The organism is Vibrio genomosp. F6, from assembly GCF_005146325.1.
Taxonomy (GTDB): Bacteria; Pseudomonadota; Gammaproteobacteria; order Enterobacterales; family Vibrionaceae; genus Vibrio; species Vibrio cortegadensis.
In genome coordinates this window covers 1-15,516 of record NZ_SYUT01000057.1, presented here as the reverse complement: position 1 = coordinate 15,516, position 15,516 = coordinate 1, and the positions used below count along the sequence as shown (strand labels likewise).

Genomic DNA, 15,516 nt, shown 5'->3' with positions numbered 1-15,516 from the left:
GGAATGAATATTGACACTCTTAGCGGTTTACTAAGTCATTCACTGTATTGATTTTAGTCATACTCCACGCTAAGACTATTGCTTAATGAAAGGATAGTACTATGAGAACTGTAGATTTCACTCCCCTATACCGCAACGCTATTGGCTTTGATCGTCTGTTTAATCTGATGGAAGCGAATACGTCAAAAAATTCTTCTGGTGGTTACCCGCCGTACAATATTGAACAGCAAGATGAAAATAAGTATCGCATTACAATGGCGGTCGCCGGTTTTGCTGATGAGCATTTAGACATCACTCAGAAAGAGAATATGCTGATTGTTCGTGGTGAGCGTCAAGCTGAAGAAAATAAAAACTATGTTTATCAAGGTATTGCAGAGCGCGATTTTGAGCGTAAATTCCAATTGGCGGATTACGTTAAAGTGATTGGCGCAACAATGGAAAATGGCTTGCTGCATGTGGATTTAGAAAGAGAAATCCCAGAAGCGATGCAGCCACGTAAAATTGCAATTAATGGTAAAAACCTAATTGATAATAATTAAGTCAAACATCGAATAGATAACGGCTTTACCTTAAGCTAAGACAAGAAGAGCGCCCATTGGCGCTCTTTTCAGTTCCACAACGCTTATCTAACCTTGTTGATAAGCTTTTTCGATCTCTTCTGCGATAATATTGATGCCTTTCTGCATCATTTCATCATCTTGTACGTAGTTCATGCGTAGGCACTGATGAGCGTGCTCCCAGTCATCTTCCTGACCAATAAAGAAGTATTCGCCAGGAACGATCAGTACGCCACGAGCTTTCAAACGATTGTACAGTTCCATGGTGGTAATCGGCAGTTCATCAAACCATAACCATAAGAAGATCGCACCTTCAGGCTTGTGGATCCGAAAGCGTTCATCTGGAATCGCTTGTTGTAGTAACTCGACAGCACGCAACGATTTTTGTTTGTAGAAAGGTTTAATCACATCCGTGCTCAAACGTAGTAGATCGTTATTCGTAATCATATGGTTGGCGATCGCAGGGCCTAAGCTACCAGGCGCTAAACTGATGATGCCATTCATATTGGTGAGCGCTTGAGTCACTTCTTCACTGGCGATCACAATGCCGCAGCGGACACCAGGTAAGCCAAGCTTAGAAAGGCTCATACACAATATCGTGTTCTCATTCCAGAAAGGTTCGACATCTTCAAAGATAATATTCGGAAAAGGTAGGCCGTAAGCGTTATCTATCAGTAGCGGAATATTGTTTTCGCGAGCGAGTTTGTCCAATTTACGAACTTCTTCATCGGTCAGGACGTTGCCTGTTGGATTGGTTGGGCGAGAAGCACAAATCGCGGCAACAGAGTCATCGATTTTTAGCTCTTCGAAATCGACATGATATTTAAACTGGCGATTATCCAGCATCTCAATCTCTGGGTGGTAAGAGACAAAAATATCGTCATCAATACCCGCATCGCCATATCCAATGTATTCGGGTGCTAATGGCAATAGAATTTTCTTATGCGAGCCGTCAGGTTGTTGTCCTGCTAATAAGTTAAATAGGTAGAAGAAACCACTTTGACTGCCGTTGGTTAGGCTGATGTTCTTTTCGCTGATGTCCCAACCGTAAGTTTCTTTGAGTAACTTAGCGAGTGACTTTACGAAGGCATCTTTTCCTTGAGGGCCATCGTAATTCGCCATGGCAGCGACAAGTTCACCATTGGCGAGCATCTCTCCACTGGCTTGGCTAAAGTAATCGAGCATGGCTGGAATGGCGGCAGGGTTACCACCACCGAGCATGATGGCTCCTGGTGTGCGTAGGCCATCATTGAGATCGTCCATTAGACGAGTTATTCCAGAATATCGATTAAACTTTTCACCAAACTTAGAAAATTGCATTACTTATCGTACCTAATTCATTAATAGTTCTTTTTATTGAGGGCTTTCCACGAGTGGAAAAGTGCTGTGTTAACTATGAACATACCGCACAAATTTTGCGACGAAAAGCACGAAAAGTTAAAAATTGAAAAAAAGGCAAAGTTACGATGAAGATAAGCGAATCGCTTGCCCAATTTGAAATGAGACGATTATCAGAATGACACTATTTAGGAGGCTTTAAAGGTGAATGTAAGGGATGAAAAAAGGGAAGCAAAAATGCTTCCCTAATATTTTTTCGCTACGGATGTAATGATTATTTCTGTAGAAGAGAAATATCAGCAATCTGTAGGAATAGGTTACGCAGGTTGTTCAGTAGCGTTAGACGGTTCTTCTTAAGCGCTTCGTCATCAGCCATAACCATTACGTTATCGAAGAATGCATCAACGGGTTCACGTAGGTCAGCAAGTTTGCTTAGGGCTTCTTGGTAGTTACCTGTTGCGAATGCTGGTTCTAGTGCTTCTGTCATTACTTCAACGTTTTCAGCTAGAGCTTTCTCTGCGTCTTCTTGAAGAAGAGCTAGATCGATTTCAGCTGGTAGTTCGCCATCGAATTTCGCAAGGATGTTACCTACACGTTTGTTCGCTGCTGCTAGTGCTTCTGCTGCTTCCAGTTCACGGAAGTGAGAAACGGCTTTAACACGTTGGTCAAAGTCAGCTGGCTTAGTTGGACGACGTGCTAGTACCGCTTGGATGATATCAACGCTGAAACCAGCATCTTGGTACCATGCGCGGAAACGACCTAGCATGAAGTCGATAACGTCAGCTTCTACGTTGTCGTTGGTTAGCTTGTCGCCTAGTAGCTCTTTCGCTTTACCGATCAGATCCGTTAGGTCTAGGTTGTAGCCGTTTTCAACGATGATACGTAGCACACCTAGTGATGCACGACGTAGAGCGAATGGGTCAGAACCTTTTGGTGCTTGGCCAATACCGAAGATACCTACGATAGTGTCTAGCTTGTCTGCCATTGCGACTGCTGAAGAGATACCCGTGCTTGGTAGGTCGTCACCAGCGAAACGAGGCATGTACTGCTCGTAAAGTGCTAGTGCTACTTGCTCGTCTTCACCATCGTGAGTCGCGTAGTGCATGCCCATTACACCTTGTGTATCCGTGAATTCGAATACCATAGATGTCATTAGGTCACACTTAGCCAGTAGGCCTGCGCGCTTAGATTTCTCAACGTCAGCATCGATTTGCTCAGCGATGTAGCCAGCAAGTTCTGTGATGCGGTCTGTTTTGTCTTTGATAGTACCGAGCTGCTTCTGGAAGATAGCTTGGTCTAGCTCTGGAAGACGGTCGATCAGCGGGCGCTTACGGTCTGTGTTGAAGAAGAACTCAGCATCAGCAAGACGTGGACGTACAACTTTCTCGTTACCTTCGATAACGTGACGAGGCTCTTTAGACTCGATGTTTGATACGAAGATAAAGTTAGGAAGTAGCTTCTTGTTTTCATCGTAAACAGGGAAGTACTTTTGGTCACCTTTCATGGTGTAAACCAAAGCTTCAGAAGGTACTTTTAGGAACTCTTCTTCAAACTTCGCTGTAAGTACTACTGGCCATTCAACCAGAGACGTTACTTCTTCAACAAGGTCATCTTCTAGGTCAGCTTTACCGCCAACCGCTGCTGCCGCTTTTTGAGAGTCAGCAAGGATGATTGCTTTACGCGCTTCGTAATCCGCCATTACTTTACCGCGCTCTTCTAGGATCGCAGGGTACTGGTCAGCAGAGTCGATTGTGAACTCTTGTTCGCCCATGAAACGGTGGCCTCGGATAGTACGAGCAGAAGCTACGCCTAGGATTTCGCCTTCAACAAGCTCATCACCTAGTAGTACTGTCAGTGTTTTCACTGGACGGATAAATTGAATGTCTGAGTTACCCCAGCGCATTGCTTTAGGAATTGGTAGGCCCGCGAGTGCTTTCGCAGCGATGTCCATTACCAATTCTTGAACTGGTTTGCCAGCTACTTCTTGTTTGAAAAGAAGCCATTCGCCTTTGTCTGTTTTCAGACGATCAGCTTGCTCAACAGTAATACCGTTACCACGAGCCCAACCTTGTGCTGCTTTGGTCGCGTTGCCTTCAGCATCGAATGCTACAGAAATTGCAGGACCACGTTTTTCAACGACTTTGTCTGCTTGGCCTTCAGCCAGTGCTGTCACTTTAAGTGCTAGGCGACGAGGTGCTGCGTACCACTTGATGCCTTCGTGAGAAAGTTCAGCAGATTTAAGACCAGCTTCAAAGTTAGAAGCAAAGGCTTCTGCTAGAGAACGAAGTGCTGTTGGTGGAAGCTCTTCCGTACCTAGTTCAATTAGAAAATTCTTCGCCATAGTTACTTCTCCTCGCTCTTCTTACACATTGGGAAGCCAAGTGCTTCACGTGATGCGTAGTACGCTTCTGCTACCGCTTTAGTCAGGTTGCGAATACGAAGGATGTAACGCTGACGTTCTGTTACTGAAATTGCTTTACGAGCATCAAGTAGGTTAAATGCATGACCCGCTTTAAGAATGCGCTCGTAAGCTGGAAGTGGCAGTGGTTTTTCTAGTTCAAGTAGCTCTTTACACTCTTTCTCACACTGGTCGAAGAAACCGAATAGGAAATCTACGTCTGCGTGTTCAAAGTTGTAAGTTGACTGCTCAACTTCGTTTTGGTGGAAGATATCACCGTAAGTCACGTTAGAACCATCTGGTGCTACGTTCCATACAAGATCGTAAACAGAATCTACTTCTTGGATGTACATTGCTAGACGCTCAATACCGTAAGTGATCTCACCTGTTACTGGTTTACATTCAAGGCCGCCAACTTGTTGGAAGTAAGTGAATTGAGTCACTTCCATGCCGTTTAGCCATACTTCCCAGCCAAGACCCCAAGCACCCAACGTCGGGTTTTCCCAGTTGTCTTCTACGAAGCGAATATCATGCACAAGTGGATCGACACCAAGCACTTCAAGAGAGCCTAGGTACAACTCCTGAATATTATCTGGAGAAGGTTTTAGTGCTACTTGGAATTGATAGTAGTGCTGCAGACGGTTTGGGTTTTCACCGTAACGGCCATCAGTAGGACGACGTGAAGGTTGAACGTATGCCGTAGACATTGGCTCTGGGCCAAGTGCACGTAAACATGTCATTGGGTGAGAGGTACCCGCACCTACTTCCATATCTAAAGGTTGAACAATGGTACAACCGTTTTGAGCCCAATAATCCTGCAGCGCGAGGATCATTCCCTGGAAGGTTTTGATATCGTATTTTTGCATAATTAAATTCGCGCGATTCTTTTGTCTGAGTTCTGAAAATAACCTTCGATTATACGCAGATATTCAGAAAGCGAGTAGGGGCAATGTTGGTTATTTAATCAGCATGGTTCGAGTTTTCGCTGTTTTTTGATTATTTTTAGTTGAAGAGGTGGGAGTTAAAGGAAAAATCGGTTGAACTTCATTTATTCGTGAATTTTAACGCGCATCTAAAATAAGGATAAATAGAGCCTTTTTGTTGGATGAATTAAGCCTTAATGACTGAGTTATTACTGAGTAGCAAAACGAAATTTAGCTTAGATCAAAATCTCATCCGAAATCGTATTTAAGCGTGATGACTGACACACAAGTGTCACAATTGTCATGCTACTTTAATCTTAAGAGTTACAAATAGGAGGGTACGATTATGTTGACTCGCTACATGGGAATGACTCCAGAAAAACAAAGTTATCTTTTTACCGTTGGCTTAGCGTTAACTTTGTTAGGTATGGTTTTGACTGAAATGTGGTTACCTATGGTGGTTGGCTCTATTGTCATGACGGGCCTTGCTGCTGAAGCTTGGATCCGAGTCGCACATATTATTCCAATGCGTAAGGATATGCGTGAAATGCAACACCAACTCGATAAGCTTCAATCACAACTGCATAATGTTGAAAAAGAATAAAAAAAGCCGCCAGTTAGTCATATGGCGGCTTTTTCTTTGATTCTTACTGAGCTTTTTCAGTCAACGAGTCGTTAAATTTAACTACTCTTCTAATCCTTTTCTGATCAAATAGGTATAAGGCAGGCTTTCTACTTGAGCACTCACAAGTTGGTGATCCATAAAGCGACAAAAACTTGGGATATCTCGCGTGGTGGAAGGATCGTCAGCTTTTACTAATAGTACGTCGCCATCCTGCATGTTGCGTATTGTCTTCCTAACCATCATTACCGGCTCTGGGCAGCGTAATCCTTCCGCTTCAAGTGTGTGAGTGGCCAGTTCCAAATTGATTGTCATGGTGATATCTCTAGTGTTTTATCGTGCTTTTGAGCTGGGAATGATACTTCTGTAGAAAAAATATGCAATAACCCTTGGCAAATCGATCTATTTGTTTTAACTTAATTAACAACCTAGTAACAATTGAGCTAAGGAGTGGCGATGTTGACTGCACTAGATAGGTTAACGATTTATTCGGTTTTATGCTTTATCTCTTTTTGTGCCTTAGTGCTTAGGTCACCAGAAGAAGCGTCATTTATGCCTTTGATTGGTATGAGTGCCACAATTATTGGTATTTGGAGTGAGATGCGCCGTTGGCATAGCTCTTCGGAAGAACAAGAAAACTAAATCCAAACCTGAACAACACCTTATTCCGACACTATCCCCATTTTTCTTGGGCTTCCCCGCTTAACTGCGGGATTTTTTTTATCTAATGCATGGTATAAATGTGAAGTGTCAGTTCGCAGGATTAAGATTGTGGAATTAGAAGAGATATATCGTCGCGATTTAAATTTATTAGTCGCATTAAAAGTGTTACTCGAAGAGAGCAGCGTCAGTCGGGCAGCCGTTCGCCTTAACTTGAGCCAGTCTGCGATGAGTCGAGTGTTAGGGCGCTTACGTGACATGCTAGATGATCCTCTTTTTACTCGCCAAGGTCAGCATCTTGTCCCAACTGAAAAAGCGCGTGAAATTAATTCTCGGATCAATCAGCCGTTAGAATCTTTACGCCAACTTCTTACTCCCAGTGATTTTTCTCCTCTGTATTGCGATCAGCACTTTATTATTGCGACGACAGATTATGCGATGCAGACGATCTTGCCTTATGCCTTGCCTAAAATTTATGAACAAGCCCCGAATATCTCTTTGGAGTTTGCTCCACTGCAACATGAGCACTTATTTAAACAACTCAGCACTGAGCGTGTGGATATGGCAATTTGTAGGCCGATAGGTTCTGTTGCCCCATTGAAGCAAGAAGTTTTAGGGCTGGTGGGCGTGTCTTGTCTGGTGTCTAAGAATCACCCATTAGCAAATAAGCCGCTGTCGCTGGAAGATTATGTGTCACTGCCTCATGCGATGATTGCGATAAGTGATGGGGTGAAAGCTCTGCTTGATAATGCGCTCGTCAATCAAAAAGAGCGCCGTATGGTGCTACGTGCTTATCACTTAGAAGCCGCGTTGGCGATTGTCGATAAGATGCCATTAGTGATCACTGTCCCTGCTGATTTAGCTTATCTTGTGGCAGAACGTTATGATTTGGTGGTTAAACGGCTTCCATTTGAGTTCACACCGTTTGATTATTCGCTGATTTGGCATTCACGTTGCGATACGTCACCTGCTCAGGCTTGGCTGCGTCGCGTACTTAAAGATGAGTGTAGAAAGCTGATTACAAAAAGAGTGGAAGATATAGGTCTGGGCAGTTAGTTGGATTCGTTATGGTTACTATTATTGATTAGATTGATGGCGTGGATTTATTGAATCGCTTAGCTAATGTCTCAATAGACTGGATATAAAAAAGGTGATGCCATGAGCATCACCTTTCTTCTTTGGTGCTATCTTTTTTGAAGCGATAGCATTTGGATTAAATCTTAATTACAACACGACCTGTGATTTGGCCGTTAGTGATATCTTCAGCGGCTTGGATAGCCTCTTCTAAAGAGACCTCTTTACTTGCTTGGTCATAGAATGACTCTGGTAATAGTTCAGAAAGTTGTTCCCACGCTTTAATGCGTTTCTCTCGTGGGCACATTACGGAATCAACACCTTGTAGGCGGACATTACGTAAAATAAATGGCATAACCGTTGTCGGTAAGTCAAAACCACCAGCAAGGCCACATGCAGCCACAACGCTGTTGTAATCCATTTGAGCCAATACTTTTGCTAATACTTTGCTGCCAACCGTATCAATCGCGCCTGCCCATAGCTGTTTCTCTAATGGTTTTGCTGGTTCTTCAAGTTCAGCTCGCTCAACAATGCGGCTTGCTCCGAGTGATTTAAGTAGCTCTCCGTTTTCTGAAGCTCGGCCAGTGACGGCTGCTACTTTATAACCAAGTTGGTTAAGCAGAGTAATTGACACGCTGCCTACACCACCGCTTGAACCTGTCACGAGGATCTCACCGTCTTCTGGTTTCACGCCTGCATCAACAATGGCCTGAACACAAAGCATTGCTGTAAAACCAGCGGTACCAATCGTCATTACTTTTTTAGCATCAAGCCCTTTTGGCATAGGCACTAACCAGTCGCCCTTTAAGCTTGCTTTCTCTGCCATTCCGCCCCAGTGACCTTCACCAACGCCCCAACCAGTAAGAACAACTTCATCACCTTCTTTATAGCGAGGGTCATCTGAGTGAGATACTTTCCCTGCTAAATCAATACCGGGAACCATTGGGAAGTTACGGATGATTCGTCCTTTACCTGTAATTGCTAATCCATCTTTGTAGTTTAGAGAAGAGTAGTTCACATCGATCTTTACGTTACCTTCAGGTAGCTGTGACTCTTCAATTTCGGTTACCGCTGCGATGGTCTTTTTGTCTTCTTGGTTTAGGACTAATGCTTTAAACATAAAAATTCTCCAGAGATTCCAATGTAGGTGTGGTGACATCGCTGAAAGGTTCAATATGGATTCAGCTTATCAATATCTGTTTTGTTAATGACAATGAGTGTAGGACAGAGTGATAAAGAAAAAAAATGATACTTTGACATGTTTACTATGCGTTTTATACATACATTAATTGTCGATGATCACCGATAAAAAAAGAGATAGAAGGCGGTGTGTGCATTCTATCTCTTCGTTTCATCGGGTGTATGCAGACTCTTATGATATCCGCATACTGTCAGAACGCTTTAGCCTCTATGAATATTTAAAGCTATGGACGTTCAAAAATCGTCGCAATACCTTGGCCTAAACCAATACACATTGTGGCTAACCCATACTTCGCATCTTTTGCTTCCATCAGGTTGATCAATGTTGTGGAGATACGAGAGCCAGAGCAACCCAGAGGGTGACCTAATGCGATAGCGCCCCCATTTAGGTTGACCTTTTCATCGACTACATCGAGCAAACCTAAATCTTTCGCACACGGTAATGATTGTGCAGCAAAGGCTTCATTGAGCTCGACGACATCCATATCGCCTATCTCTAGGCCGGCACGTTTAAGTGCTTTTTGTGTCGCAGGAACTGGGCCATATCCCATGATTGAAGGATCGCAGCCAGCAATCGCCATAGAGCGAACTTTTGCTCGAATAGTTAAGCCGAGTTCGTTGGCTTTATCTTCACTCATGATGAGCATGGCAGAAGCACCATCAGATAGCGCTGAAGAGGTGCCCGCAGTGACCGTACCATTTGCAGGATCAAATACAGGACGGAGTTGAGATAAGCCTTCAACTGTTGTCTCCGGGCGGATAACTTCATCGTAATCTAACGTAAACAGCGATCCATCAGCGGCATGTGCTTCAGTAGGAAGGATTTCATTCTTGAAACGACCTTCTACAGTAGCGGCTTGTGCTCTGGCGTGAGAACGTGCCGCGAATGCATCTTGATCTTCACGGCTGATACCGTGTATTTTACCGAGCATTTCAGCGGTCAATCCCATCATGCCTGCGGCTTTCGCTACGTGCTTCGACATGCCCGGGTGGAAATCAACCCCGTGATTCATTGGGACGTGTCCCATGTGTTCAACACCGCCGATCAAGCAGATTTCAGCATCGCCGACCATGATGGAGCGTGCCGCATCATGCAGAGCTTGCATAGATGAACCACATAAACGGTTCACCGTTACTGCACCAATTTCAATCGGCAGGCCAGCAAGTAGGGCGGCATTACGTGCCACGTTAAAACCTTGCTCTAGTGTTTGCTGTACACAACCCCAATAAATATCTTCGATCTGTTTTGGGTCGACTTGAGGGTTACGCTCTAAAATGCCTTTCATTAAGTGAGCCGATAAATCTTCAGCTCTTGTGTGACGAAATGCTCCACCTTTAGAACGTCCCATCGGTGTACGAAGACAATCAACAATTACTACGTTATTCATCTTTATATTCCTTTTCCAAAGATAGAGTTAAAGTGAGCTAGATTGTTGAGATTGGTAAAAGCTTTCGCCGCTTTCTGCCATATCTTTCAACATCTGAGGAACATGATACAAAGCACCAAGCTCTTGGTATTGTTCAGCCATTTGTACATAGTTTTGAATACCAATACTATCTAGGTAACGGAATACACCGCCTCTGAATGGTGGGAAGCCTAAGCCATATACCAGTGCCATATCCGCTTCTTGAGGTGATGCAATAATCCCTTCTTGTAAACAGAGAACGACTTCATTAATCATTGGAATCATGACGCGTTGAATAATCGTCTGATCATCAAAGTCTTGAGCGTCACTGCACACATTTTTCAGTAAAGGTAGAACATCTTCTGTGAATGTCTTTTTCGGTCGACCTTTTTTATCTACGCTATAACTGTAGAAACCTGAACCGTTTTTCTGACCGTATTTATCCGCTTCAAATAACGCATCGATGGCATCTTTACTACTTTTGCCCATTCGATCTGGGAAGCCTTGCGCCATAACGGCTTGTGCATGGTGCGCAGTATCAATACCAACAACGTCAAGTAGGTAAGCAGGTCCCATTGGCCAGCCAAATTGACGTTCCATAACTTTATCGACTTTTGTGAAATCAGCACCATCACTGAGCAGTTTGCTAAACCCACCAAAGTAAGGGAATAACACGCGGTTGACGAAGAAACCGGGGCAGTCATTGACAACAATAGGTGATTTCCCCATTTTTGCTGCGTATGCCACCACTCGGTTGATCGTCTCGTCAGAGGTGTGTTCGCCACGAATGATTTCAACAAGGGGCATGCGATGTACTGGGTTGAAGAAGTGCATGCCGCAGAAATTTTCAGGGCGTTTGAGTGATTTTGCTAATAAGTTGATTGGAATCGTCGAGGTATTTGATGTGACAACTGTATCTTCACCGACATGTGATTCGACTTCACTTAATACTGCGGCTTTGATTTTTGGGTTCTCAACCACGGCTTCTACGATGATATCGGACTGTTCGATGCCCGCATAATGTAGGCTTGGAGTGATCGATGAAAGAATCCCTGCCATTTTGAAACCATCTAAACGACCACGAGATAAGCGTTTATTGAGTAGCTTAGAAGCCTCATTCATGCCTAAATCTAGCGATGCTTGTGCGATGTCTTTCATTATTACCGGAACACCTTTCAGAGCAGATTGATAAGCGATACCACCACCCATAATACCGGCACCTAATACCGCTGCTCGCTGAGTTTCTTTGCTTGCTGATTTCGCGGCAGTTTTTGCGATACCTTTAATGTATTGATCGTTGAGGAACAGACCAACAAGAGCTTGGGCGACTTCTGATTTGGCGAGTTTTACGAAGTATTGTCTTTCAACATCGAGTGCGCCATCTCGGCTTAAACGTGCGGCATCTTCAATCGCTTTAACAGAGGTGATCGGTGCTGGGTAGTGAGGCCCTGCTTTTTGAATGACCAAACCTTTTGCCATCGTAAAGCTCATCATCGCTTCTAGCTTGCTTAGCGTGAGAGCGGATGTTTTCTGCTTGCGTCGAGCTTGCCAATCGAGCTGTTCATTTTTAGCGAGAGTGATGGTATTGATGGCTGAGTCGAGTAATTTATCGCTGTCTACAACGGCATCGAGAAGGCCAATTTTTAATGCGTCATCCGCTCGGCTCGCTTTTCCTGCGGTAATAATTTCCATGGCGCTATCTGCACCTATTACTCTAGGTAGACGAACACACCCACCAAATCCTGGCATGATACCTAGTTTAGTTTCAGGTAGACCAATGCTGGTGGTCTTGTCTCCAATCCGGAAATCGGTCGCGAGTACACACTCACAACCGCCACCAAGTGCATGACCGCGGATCATCGAAAGTGTTGGAACAGGAAGATCTTCAAGCTTGTTGAAGATGCTATTGGCAAACTTAAGCCACTCTTCTAGCTCTGCTTCTGGTTTCGAAAACAGACCAAGAAACTCGGTAATATCTGCACCAACAATAAAAGTGTCTTTGTTTGAAGTAAGGATTAATCCACTTAAACTTTGGTGTTGATTTAGAGCATCGAGTGCTTTATCTAGTGATTCAAGAGTTGCAAGATCAAGCTTGTTGACCGACGCTGGTGCGCAAAAGCTCAATTCTGCGATACCGTCTTGTAATTCCTTAACTTGTAGGGTGTTCGATTGGTAAATCATTATCTATCTCCGTCACTCACAATCCTTGATTGTTTGAGAGAATTAGTGTTGTTTTTATGTTCTGGTTAGACCAGTAATTCTAGTGTGGACTTGTAGATGGTCAAACTCAATACATTTTTTAAACATTTGTTTAACATTGTGCGCAGGGTCAGATCTAGGATCGCTTTTATTTGGAGCGTGTTACACTAGCGCCACTATTCATATAAATTGATAACCATGAATTTTCTTCCCTATCTAATTCCTTCTTCACCTGTGACATTTGAAGAAGAAATTAAAAAAAGCGTCTTCATAACTCATTTAGCCCATACACCAAGTGTAGAAGCTGCGAAGCTGTTTGTTGAACAGATCAAAGCTGAACATTCTGGAGCTCGACATAATTGTTGGGGTTTTGTCGCTGGCCGAGCTGAAGATTCAATGAAGTGGGGGTTTAGTGATGATGGTGAACCTTCTGGGACCGCAGGAAAACCAATCTTAGCGCAATTATCAGGATCTGGAGTGGGTGAGCTAACGGCGGTTGTCACACGTTATTCGGGTGGAGTTAAGCTTGGAACGGGTGGTTTAGTCAAAGCATATGGTGGCGGAGTGCAACAAGCATTAAAGCTGCTTCAAACAATCGAGAAAAAAATCACCACTCACTTGCGGCTAGAGTTAGACTACTCTTTTATGCCTATCGCACAATCAGTGATGAGCCAATTCGATGCAGTCGAAGCTCAAGCTGACTATCGTGAGCATGTTGTTATGGATATTGAGATAGAACAGCGTCATGTTGATGCCTTTACTCAAATCATTATAAATAAAAGCGGTGCCAAAGCGTTGGTCACCGGAATAAAAGATAACTAGGAAGTTAGAAGCGCCGCTTTATTTCAAGCTAAGTTTCGTTAATTATTCATGCAATTTCGATCAATCATACGAATCGTCGGGCTGTTGCTCGCTCTATTTAGTGTTTCCATGCTAGCGCCTGCATTTGTGGCGTTACTGTACCGTGATGGTGCTGGTGTTCCTTTTGTTACCACTTTCTTTGTTCTGCTTTTTTGCGGAGGGATCTGTTGGTTTCCAAATAGACGTCACCGACATGAATTAAAAGCGAGGGATGGGTTCCTGATTGTCGTTTTGTTTTGGACGGTAATCGGTAGTGCTGGTTCACTTCCCTTTCTTATTGCTGATAACCCTAGTATTTCAGTTACCGATGCCTTTTTTGAATCATTCTCAGCGTTAACGACAACGGGAGCGACCGTTATTGTCGGGTTAGATGAGTTGCCTAAAGCGATTCTGTTTTACCGCCAGTTTCTACAATGGTTTGGGGGAATGGGGATAATCGTACTTGCGGTTGCGATCTTACCTGTTCTTGGGATCGGGGGAATGCAGTTATATCGAGCCGAAATTCCAGGCCCAGTTAAAGACAGTAAAATGACTCCGAGAATAGCCGAAACCGCGAAAGCGTTGTGGTATATCTATTTAAGTTTGACTATTGCGTGTGCTTTTGCTTTTTGGCTTGCAGGAATGAGTTTCTTCGATGCCATTAGCCATAGCTTTTCGACTATTGCGATCGGTGGATTTTCAACTCATGATGCCAGTATGGGTTATTTTGATAGCCACGCGATAAATATGATCACCGTTGTATTTCTTCTTATCTCTGCATGTAACTACTCTTTGCACTTTGCTGCATTTGCCTCTGGTGGCGTGCACCCTAAATATTATTGGAAAGATCCTGAATTCAGAGCCTTTATCTTTATTCAAAGCGTTCTGTTTCTTGTTTGCTTCTTATTGCTTTTGAATCACCAGTCTTATGACTCCATCTATGACGCTTTTGATCAGGCTCTATTCCAAACAGTATCCATCTCAACAACGGCTGGTTTTACCACGACAGGATTTTCAGAGTGGCCACTGTTTTTACCTGTGCTGTTACTCTTCTCTTCCTTTATCGGCGGTTGTGCAGGATCAACTGGTGGTGGAATGAAGGTGATTCGAATTCTGCTTCTTACTTTGCAAGGTGCTCGTGAAATGAAGCGTCTTGTCCACCCTAGAGCGGTATACACCATTAAAGTAGGTGGTTCAGCCCTACCGCAAAGAGTTGTTGATGCGGTATGGGGATTCTTTTCCGCCTATGCATTGGTTTTTGTAGTTTGTATGCTCGGGTTGATAGCGACAGGAATGGACGAACTCAGTGCGTTCTCCGCAGTTGCAGCAACACTCAATAATTTAGGCCCAGGTCTTGGAGAGGTGGCGCTCCACTTTGGTGATATTAATGATAGTGCTAAGTGGGTATTAGTCGTCTCCATGTTATTTGGCCGTTTAGAAATTTTCACTCTTTTAATTCTTTTGACTCCTACGTTCTGGCGTAGCTAAGGAAACTCTCGTGGCAAAAGCTCTTTTTCTTTATTCAAGCCGAGAAGGCCAAACGAAAAAAATCCTTCAGTATATAGAGGGTGAACTTTCAGATTACTCTTGTGAAACTAAAAATCTCAGTGAAATAGAAACGGTGGACTTTTCTCAGTATGAGCGAGTTTTGATCGGTGCTTCTATTCGCTATGGTCATCTAAACAAAGATCTATACCGTTTCATCAGTAAAAACTTAACTCAGTTGGAGTTAAGCAAAGTCGCTTTCTTTTGTGTCAACCTTACCGCGAGGAAAGAAGACCAAGGGAAAGATACGCCAGAAGGTAGTGCGTATATCAAAACCTTCTTAAAAAAATCACCGTGGAAACCTAAGATGATTGGCGTTTTCGCTGGAGCTCTCTATTATCCTCGCTATAACTTCTTTGATAGAACCATGATTCGTTTAATTATGACGATGACTGGAGGAGAGACAGATACAAGCAAAGAAGTTGAATATACGAATTGGGAAAAAGTATCTCAATTTGCTCAAAAATTTAAAGATATGTAATCAGAATGTCGATTTATATGGTCTTTTGAATGTTTTTTAGTCGAACGATAATAAAATGCATTTTTTTTGCAAAAAGGGGTTGCCAATGTGATCGCAATCTCTATAATGCCACCTCGCTGACACGGTAAGGGCTCACAGAGAGTTCTGAAGTGATTCAGAAGGACAATTTAGAGTTACGAAATAACTTAAAAAAGTGTTTGACACTTTTAGTTGAATCGCTAAAATGGCCGTCCGTTTTGAGCAAAGCTTAAAACAAGCTCTTTAACAATTTAG

Annotated in this window: 14 protein-coding genes; 7 read left to right on the top strand and 7 right to left on the bottom strand. The window is 43.4% G+C overall.

Going from position 1 to position 15,516, the window contains the following annotated elements:
• The first annotated feature begins 101 nt into the window (after positions 1–101).
• Entirely contained in the window at positions 102–539 is a 438-nt protein-coding gene (locus FCV43_RS17660) for an Hsp20 family protein (RefSeq protein WP_017054305.1), read from the top strand.
• Positions 540–626: 87 nt separating this feature from the next.
• On the opposite strand, the gene FCV43_RS17655 is transcribed toward FCV43_RS17660, so the two are convergent.
• From FCV43_RS17655 to glyQ, 3 genes are all read right to left on the bottom strand, one after another.
• Complete coding sequence (locus FCV43_RS17655; RefSeq protein ID WP_017054304.1) at positions 627–1,877, bottom strand: valine--pyruvate transaminase; 1,251 nt, start codon at positions 1,875–1,877, stop codon at positions 627–629.
• A gap of 292 nt (positions 1,878–2,169) precedes the next feature.
• Positions 2,170–4,236 carry a glycine--tRNA ligase subunit beta gene (gene glyS, locus FCV43_RS17650; RefSeq protein ID WP_136995899.1) on the bottom strand — a complete coding sequence of 689 codons (2,067 nt, stop codon included), beginning with the start codon at positions 4,234–4,236 and terminating at the stop codon, positions 2,170–2,172.
• A 2-nt stretch (positions 4,237–4,238) separates the two neighbouring features.
• Positions 4,239–5,159: a glycine--tRNA ligase subunit alpha gene (glyQ, locus tag FCV43_RS17645; protein WP_017054302.1), complete on the bottom strand. Its 921-nt coding sequence runs from the start codon at positions 5,157–5,159 to the stop codon at positions 4,239–4,241.
• A 403-nt stretch (positions 5,160–5,562) separates the two neighbouring features.
• Between glyQ and FCV43_RS17640 the strand changes: the two genes are divergently transcribed.
• Positions 5,563–5,820, top strand: coding sequence for a hypothetical protein (locus FCV43_RS17640; RefSeq protein WP_017054301.1), 258 nt, complete (start codon positions 5,563–5,565; stop codon positions 5,818–5,820).
• An 81-nt stretch (positions 5,821–5,901) separates the two neighbouring features.
• Here FCV43_RS17640 and tusA read toward each other — a convergent pair whose 3' ends face one another.
• Positions 5,902–6,153 (bottom strand): sulfurtransferase TusA, encoded by a 252-nt coding sequence (gene tusA / locus FCV43_RS17635; RefSeq protein WP_017054300.1) that lies wholly within the window; start codon positions 6,151–6,153, stop codon positions 5,902–5,904.
• Between the two features lie 141 nt (positions 6,154–6,294).
• Between tusA and FCV43_RS17630 the strand changes: the two genes are divergently transcribed.
• Both FCV43_RS17630 and FCV43_RS17625 read left to right on the top strand, forming a co-directional pair.
• Positions 6,295–6,480: a hypothetical protein gene (locus FCV43_RS17630; protein ID WP_136995898.1), complete on the top strand. Its 186-nt coding sequence runs from the start codon at positions 6,295–6,297 to the stop codon at positions 6,478–6,480.
• A gap of 129 nt (positions 6,481–6,609) precedes the next feature.
• Positions 6,610–7,554 carry a LysR family transcriptional regulator gene (locus FCV43_RS17625; protein WP_136995897.1) on the top strand — a complete coding sequence of 315 codons (945 nt, stop codon included), beginning with the start codon at positions 6,610–6,612 and terminating at the stop codon, positions 7,552–7,554.
• A 157-nt stretch (positions 7,555–7,711) separates the two neighbouring features.
• Here FCV43_RS17625 and FCV43_RS17620 read toward each other — a convergent pair whose 3' ends face one another.
• The 3 genes from FCV43_RS17620 to fadB form a co-directional block, all read right to left on the bottom strand.
• On the bottom strand, positions 7,712–8,692 hold the full coding sequence (locus FCV43_RS17620) for an MDR family oxidoreductase (protein ID WP_017054297.1): 981 nt from the start codon (positions 8,690–8,692) through the stop codon (positions 7,712–7,714).
• A gap of 304 nt (positions 8,693–8,996) precedes the next feature.
• Positions 8,997–10,160: an acetyl-CoA C-acyltransferase FadA gene (fadA, locus tag FCV43_RS17615; protein WP_136995896.1), complete on the bottom strand. Its 1,164-nt coding sequence runs from the start codon at positions 10,158–10,160 to the stop codon at positions 8,997–8,999.
• Between the two features lie 27 nt (positions 10,161–10,187).
• Positions 10,188–12,359: a fatty acid oxidation complex subunit alpha FadB gene (gene fadB / locus FCV43_RS17610; RefSeq protein WP_136995895.1), complete on the bottom strand. Its 2,172-nt coding sequence runs from the start codon at positions 12,357–12,359 to the stop codon at positions 10,188–10,190.
• A gap of 216 nt (positions 12,360–12,575) precedes the next feature.
• Here fadB and FCV43_RS17605 point away from each other — a divergent pair, with 216 nt between their 5' ends.
• Genes FCV43_RS17605 through hemG form a run of 3 tightly spaced genes read left to right on the top strand, consistent with a single transcriptional unit; the run spans position 12,576 to position 15,243 of the window.
• Complete coding sequence (locus tag FCV43_RS17605; RefSeq protein WP_136995894.1) at positions 12,576–13,199, top strand: YigZ family protein; 624 nt, start codon at positions 12,576–12,578, stop codon at positions 13,197–13,199.
• A gap of 48 nt (positions 13,200–13,247) precedes the next feature.
• Entirely contained in the window at positions 13,248–14,705 is a 1,458-nt protein-coding gene (locus FCV43_RS17600; RefSeq protein ID WP_029203544.1) for a TrkH family potassium uptake protein, read from the top strand.
• Positions 14,706–14,715: 10 nt separating this feature from the next.
• The gene (gene hemG, locus FCV43_RS17595) at positions 14,716–15,243 is read left to right on the top strand and encodes a menaquinone-dependent protoporphyrinogen IX dehydrogenase (protein WP_017054292.1); all 528 of its coding nucleotides are present in this window, start codon (positions 14,716–14,718) and stop codon (positions 15,241–15,243) included.
• The last annotated feature ends 273 nt before the right edge of the window (positions 15,244–15,516 follow it).

Bases quoted from the DNA above. Each gene is read 5' to 3' on its own strand.
- FCV43_RS17660 (WP_017054305.1), top strand. From the start codon at position 102: ATGAGAACTGTAGATTTCACTCCCCTATACCGCAACGCTATTGGCTTT.
- FCV43_RS17655 (WP_017054304.1), bottom strand. From the start codon at position 1,877: ATGCAATTTTCTAAGTTTGGTGAAAAGTTTAATCGATATTCTGGAATA.
- glyS (WP_136995899.1), bottom strand. From the start codon at position 4,236: ATGGCGAAGAATTTTCTAATTGAACTAGGTACGGAAGAGCTTCCACCA.
- glyQ (WP_017054302.1), bottom strand. From the start codon at position 5,159: ATGCAAAAATACGATATCAAAACCTTCCAGGGAATGATCCTCGCGCTG.
- FCV43_RS17640 (WP_017054301.1), top strand. From the start codon at position 5,563: ATGTTGACTCGCTACATGGGAATGACTCCAGAAAAACAAAGTTATCTT.
- tusA (WP_017054300.1), bottom strand. From the start codon at position 6,153: ATGACAATCAATTTGGAACTGGCCACTCACACACTTGAAGCGGAAGGA.
- FCV43_RS17630 (WP_136995898.1), top strand. From the start codon at position 6,295: ATGTTGACTGCACTAGATAGGTTAACGATTTATTCGGTTTTATGCTTT.
- FCV43_RS17620 (WP_017054297.1), bottom strand. From the start codon at position 8,692: ATGTTTAAAGCATTAGTCCTAAACCAAGAAGACAAAAAGACCATCGCA.
- fadA (WP_136995896.1), bottom strand. From the start codon at position 10,160: ATGAATAACGTAGTAATTGTTGATTGTCTTCGTACACCGATGGGACGT.
- fadB (WP_136995895.1), bottom strand. From the start codon at position 12,359: ATGATTTACCAATCGAACACCCTACAAGTTAAGGAATTACAAGACGGT.
- FCV43_RS17605 (WP_136995894.1), top strand. From the start codon at position 12,576: ATGAATTTTCTTCCCTATCTAATTCCTTCTTCACCTGTGACATTTGAA.
- FCV43_RS17600 (WP_029203544.1), top strand. From the start codon at position 13,248: ATGCAATTTCGATCAATCATACGAATCGTCGGGCTGTTGCTCGCTCTA.